We start from the raw sequence: 5,515 nt of genomic DNA, 5'->3' as shown, positions 1-5,515 counted from the left end.
AGTACGACGAGTCCGACCTGCACTTCATCCAGCGCCTGTGCGAGGAGGAGGGCATCCACTACCACTTCCAGCACAGCCCGCAGGGCCATGCGCTGGTGTTCGGCGACGACCAGACCGTATTCCCCACGCTGGCCCCGGTGGCCTACCAGCAGGACACCGGGCTGGTGGCCGACGTACCGGTGATCAAGCGCTTCGGCCTGCGCCTGGCCACGCGCACCAGCCGCACCACGCGGCGCGACTACGACTTCACCAAACCGCGCATTCAGCTTGAAAGCGACGCCGACAGCGGCGCCGCGCCGGACCTGGAAGACTACGACTACCCAGCCCGCTTCAGCGACCGCGCGCGCGGCAAGCACCTGGCCACCCGCGCCCTGGAGCGCCACCGCAGCGACTACCGCCTGGCCGAGGGCCGCAGCGACCAGCCGAGCCTGGTCAGCGGGCATTTTCTGAGCCTGACCGAACACGCCAACCCGGCCTGGAATGACCTGTGGCTGCTCACCGAAATCATCCACGAAGGCAAGCAGCCGCAGGTGCTCGAAGAGGTGATCAGCAGTGAGGTCACCGACCTCAAGGACGACTTCCACCAGGGCTATCGCAACCGCTTCTGCGCCACGCCGTGGGACGTGCCGTATCGGCCGCCGCTGAGGCATCCCAAGCCGCGGGTGCTGGGCTCCCAGCGCGCCGTGGTGACCGGCCCCGAGGGCGAAGAGATCTATTGCGACGAGTACGGCCGGGTCAAGGTGCAGTTCTTCTGGGACCGCGAGGGCCAGTCGGACGACAAGACCACCTGCTGGATGCGCGTGGCCTCCAACTGGGCCAGCCAGAGCAGCTTCGGCGCCATCTCGCTACCGCGTGTGGGCATGGAGGTGCTGATCACCTTTCTGGAAGGCGACCCCGACCAGCCGCTGATCACCGGTTGCCTGTACCACGGCGCCAACCTGCCGCCGTACCGGTTGCCCGACTTCAAGACCCTGGCCACGGTCAAGAGCAAGGAATACAAGGGCAGCCGCAGCAACGAGCTGCGCATCGACGACACCACCAGCGAGATCAGCATCGCGTTGCGCAGCGACCACGGCGCCAGTGCGATCAACCTGGGCTACCTGACCCACCCGCGCCCCTCGGGCGGCCAGCCGCGTGGGGAGGGTTTCGAACTGCGCACCGACCGGCATGGGGCGATCCGTGCGGCGGCGGGCCTGCTGCTGACCACCGAGCCCCGGCATCACGAAGCCAAGCACCACAAGGACCTGCCCGAAACCGCCGAACGCCTGGCTACTGCCAGCGAGCAGCAGGACGGCTTTGGCCAGCAGGCGCGCGAGGTGCAGGCGCAGGAGTCGGGCGATCAGGACGAGGTGGCCAAGGCCCTGCATGCGCAGCACCAGGGCATCGTCGGCAGCGGCCCGACCAACCAGAGCGCCAACGAATTTCCCGAGTTCAGCGAACCGCACCTGGTGCTGGCCAGCCCGGCGGGCATCGCCCTGACCACGCCGCGCTCGACGCATGTCGCGACCGGTGAACACCTGGCGTTGAGCAGCACCGGGCATACGAGTCTGTCGATCGGCAAGCGGCTGTTGGCCAGTGCCAGCCAGGGCATGCGGTTGTTCGTGCAGAACATGGGCTGGCGGCTGATCGCCGTATCAGGAGATATCGACTTCCGGGCCCTGAAGGACAGCATCAACCTGCTGGCCAAGCTCGACATCACTGCCAATGCCGATCGCATCACGCTGACAGCCAAGACCGAACTGGTGGTGCAGGGCGGCGGCAGTGCCACCACCTACAACGCCAGTGGCATCACCCACGTGACCACCGGGCCGTACACCGCGCACGCGGCGAACTTCGCCCATGTGGGGCCCAAGAGCCTGGCCGGCACCTTCCCCGAGCCGCCCAAACCGGGCAAGGGCGATCTGGAGTTGCTGTACCAGTACGCCAACAGCAAAGGCGTGAAAACCGGCGACTACAACGTGACCGACGCACTGGGCAAATCGATCAAGGGCACGCTCGACGCCGACGGCTTCAACCTCGCCAGCGGTGCCGCCCTCGGCCCGCTGTGGGCCGACTTCGGCCTGGACCCGGCTGACACCTGGGCCGAGGCCAGCCACTTTGGCGCCAGCACGTGGCCGATCAGCCCCTCACTCGACGATATCGCACCCGGCCAGCAATCAGTGGTCGGCGAGGTGCTGGGCGCGGCCAGGGATGGCCTGGAGAAAGGCAAGGCACTGGTGCAGCAAGGCATGGACAAGGGCAAAGGACTGGTACAGGACGTTATGGCACAAGGAAAGACAATGGCCCAGGGCCTCATGGGCCCCGGTGGCTCTGCAGTGATGGACGATGGCAAGGCGCTTGCGGGCAGCGGGCTGCAACTGGCCAGAAGTGGCCAGGCGGCCTTGCAGCAGGCACAGCAGGTGGGCGCTGCACTCAAGGGCGAGCCTGCCGCGATGGCCGGCCTGGCCAGTAGCGTGGTGCCCGGCGCAGCGGCGTCGCTGGAAGCGGCAAGGGCGCTCAAGACCTTACCCGGTCTGGCCCAGCCGACCTTGCCGAGCAGCCCGGCCAAGGCTCTGGCCAGCCGCGAGGTGCTGGCATGAGCGAGTCCGCCAAACCCCGCGAACCCCAGGTCGCGGTCGCCCCGCTCAACACCATCGACGCCAAGGACGTGGGCCGCGGCGCCGCCGAATTCGACGCCTGGCTGCAATCGATCAGTGGTGGCACCGTCACCCTGGAGCGCATCAAGTCCGTGGCCGGCGCCTTGCCGGTGGTGGGCAACATCATGGCCCTGGTGGATGCACTGGGGGACGTGGTCACCCTGGTCAAGAGCAAGCAGCGCGAGGTGCTGGACTGGGTCAGCCTGGGCATCAACCTGATCGGCGTACTGCCGGCACCGCCGACCATGGCGGCCGCGCGCATGAGCCTGCGCCCGACGTTGTTTCTGGTGCGCCAGGAGCTGCGCAACAGCGCCAAGATGCTGCTCGGCGACTCGCTTATCCAGGTGCTGATAGGGCACCTGAACGCCACCATCGCCGGCACCATCGACGACTTCGTCACCCAGGCCAAGCCCAGGCTGGCCGAGATTCTTGACGCGGCGGGTGCGAAGGGCACCCAGATGCTCGGCGAAATCGCCGACGGCCTGGACGCCGTGGCCACCGGCCAGCTCGATGCCAGGAGCGACCGCACGGCGATGAGCCAGCAGTTGTCTGCGGCTGGCGACCAGCTCACGCACAGCCCCAGGGCGGCGATCAGGAACATCTTCGGTGCGATGCACAGTGCCTGCAAGGCTGCGGGCAAGGGGGTGGTGAACAGCGCCGTGAGCAAGCTGGTGTCGGATGACATCAAGGCTCAGGTACTGGCCCAGACCGGGCAGTTGCGCAAGCTGGGGCCGGAGTTGGCGCGCCAGTTGAACAGGCTGGCGGACCCGTCGCTGGCGATGAGCATCGGTTCGATGCTCAATGTGCTGGACGGCGCCGTGAAGGGCTTTCGCAAGCGCAACAAGAACGGGCAGTCGGGCGTGAGCAAGCCGGGCACCGTGACCCAGGTGGAACGGGAGAAACCCAAGGGGGAGCTGGGGGCGACGGCCAGGCAGCATGAGGCCGTGGCTTCGACCAGCCCGCTTCCAGATACCTGCCCGATCCCGCGCCCAGCGCCCAAGGCGCACTCAGGCAACCACATCAGCTTTGCCCTGGGTTCGGAATTCATCATCCATACCGACTTCAGCCTGCCGGGTGCATTTCCCATCGAGTGGCAGCGTATCTACCACTCGCGCCTGGCCGAGTACGACCAAGGCAACCTGGGCGCTCGCTGGGTCACGCCGTTCACCACCTGCATCGATGTGGTCGGCACGGGTCTGCTGTTTCACGACTACGATGGCCGTAGCCATGCGTTCGACCTGCCCAAGGTCGAGAAGGCGCAGTACAACGCTATCGAAGACCTGCTGCTGGTTCGCAGTCGTGAAGACGAACTGGTGATCTGCCGCGGCTTCGTGCGCAAGGAACACTATCTGCGCGTGGGCGAGCGCTACTACCTGCAGAAGATCCTGCTGCAGAACGATGCCGGCTGCATGCTGCATTACGAGCATCGACACGAGGGCCGGCCGGTACTGTCCGACATCATCACCTTTCAAGGGGACATGAGTGATGTGATGCGTCACCTTGGCACCCTGATCGATGACCATGGCCGTATCACCGGCCTGTGGGAAATGCGTGACGGCCAACCGCTACGCCAACTGTGTGCCTATCACTACGATGCCCATGGCGACCTGGTCGCCGCACAGGATGAACACGCAGGCACCTGGCACTACCACTATCAAAATCACCTGGTGACCCGTTACACCGACCGTACCGGCCGGGGCATGAACCTGGAGTGGAAGGGCAGTGCGTTCGATGCCAAGGCCATCCGCGAATGGGCCGATGACGGCAGCTACGAGTTGCGCCTGGAGTGGGACAGCAACATTCGCCTCACCTACGTCACCGACGCCCATGGCCAGGAGACCTGGTACTACTACGATATCCTTGGACATCTGTACCGTGTGCGTTACCCCGACGAGCGCTCGGAGTGGATCTTTCGCGACGAGCGCAAGCACATCGTTCGGCATGTCCACGTCGATGGCAGCGAGGACCGTTACGACTACGACGAGCAAGGCAACGTGGTGCGGCATATCCGTGCCGACCACAGCCAGGTTCACTTTGCCTACGATGACCGTCGTCGCCCGATCAGGATCCGCGACGCCGAGGCCGGTGTGTGGGAACGCCAATACGACCTCAAGGGCAACCTCAGCGAAACCGTCGACCCGCTGGGCAACAAGACCGAGTTCGCCTACACACCCTCCGGTCTGGTCAAGGCGATCAAGGACGCCAACGGCAACGAAAAGGCGCTGGTGTACAACGACGCCGGGCAACTGGTCGAGTACACCGACTGCTCGGGCAAGACCAGCAAATGGGCCTATGACGATATCGGGCAGTTGGTGCAGTTCACCGATGCCGCCGGCAACAAGACCCAGTACACGTACAAGGCCGGCCAGCTCGCCCTGGTCATCCACCCGGACAAGACCGAAGAGCGCTTCGAGCGCGATGCCGAGAGTCGCCTGCTGGCCCACGTCGATGCCTTCGACCGCTGTACCACATGGACCTACACCGTCGCTGGCTTGCTGGCCGAGCGTGTGGATGCGGCCGAGAACACTCTGCGTTATCGGTGGGACAAACTGGGCCGCCTCACGGGCCTGGAAAACGAAAACGAAAGCCACGCCAGTTTCCGCTACGACCCGGTCGGGCGGTTGCTGGAAGAGAGCGGCTTCGACGGCCTCAGCACGCGCTACCAGTACGACACGAACACTGGGCGCCTGACCTCCACCCACGTCGGGCAACGCCGCCTCGACGTCACCTTCGATCCCGTCGGCCGTCTCATTTCCCGCGTGGCCAGCCAGGGTGACCAGCGCGAGGAAGAAACCTTTGCCTACGACGGCAACGGCAGGCTGATCCAGGCCATCAACGCCGCGAGCAAACTGCAGTGGTTCCATGACGAGGCCGGCAAC

Annotated in this window: 2 protein-coding genes; both read left to right on the top strand. The window is 65.5% G+C overall.

The genetic code is table 11. The features are described from left to right. On the top strand, positions 1–2,579 hold a 2,579-nt coding region (tssI, locus tag JZZ72_RS27440), incomplete at its 5' end, for a type VI secretion system Vgr family protein (RefSeq protein WP_210015480.1). Further along, the coding region (locus JZZ72_RS27435) for a DUF6531 domain-containing protein (RefSeq protein ID WP_210015479.1) at positions 2,576–5,515 on the top strand (2,940 nt) is incomplete at its 3' end. The genes tssI and JZZ72_RS27435, both read left to right, overlap by 4 nt.

The organism is Pseudomonas palmensis, assembly GCF_017848315.1.
Lineage (GTDB): Bacteria > Pseudomonadota > Gammaproteobacteria > Pseudomonadales > Pseudomonadaceae > Aquipseudomonas > Aquipseudomonas palmensis.
Note: the sequence above shows the minus strand (reverse complement) of the source record. Positions and strands in the feature narration are given on the sequence as shown.